The 297-nt window shown below is 56.9% G+C and carries 1 protein-coding gene; it reads right to left on the bottom strand.

Annotated elements, in window-relative coordinates; all coding sequences use genetic code 11:
- Positions 1-58 precede the first annotated feature (58 nt).
- Positions 59-232, bottom strand: coding sequence for a DUF4442 domain-containing protein (locus BJI47_RS24915; RefSeq protein ID WP_088941852.1), 174 nt, complete (start codon positions 230-232; stop codon positions 59-61).
- Between the last annotated feature and the right edge of the window lie 65 nt (positions 233-297).

The raw sequence follows: 297 nt of genomic DNA, 5'->3' as shown, positions 1-297 counted from the left end.
TGACAGCCACAATCTCGAGGGGTTCAGGCCGACACGTCAGCAGGAAGAAAGATCGAGGCTAGTGGAAGATTCGACTGGTTACCTGCCCCCTGGCAACGGTATTTCCTTGAGTGTCCTTGACAACGACCTCGGTCGTCGTGGTCGTCCGGGTTCTATGGACAACTTCGGCAGTCGCGGCGAGGTCCGTACGAGCCGGGGCGAAGTAGGAAACCGAGAGGTGTTTAGCCTCAATATCGTTTAGTTAGCGCGGCAGAATGGCGCACTTCGGTGGTGTGATCGGTTGCGGATGGTGTTGGT

Source organism: Rhodococcus sp. 1168 (assembly GCF_002091955.1).
GTDB lineage: Bacteria > Actinomycetota > Actinomycetes > Mycobacteriales > Mycobacteriaceae > Rhodococcoides.
The sequence above is the reverse complement of the archived record's forward strand: the minus strand, read 5'-3'. Positions and strand labels throughout refer to the sequence as shown.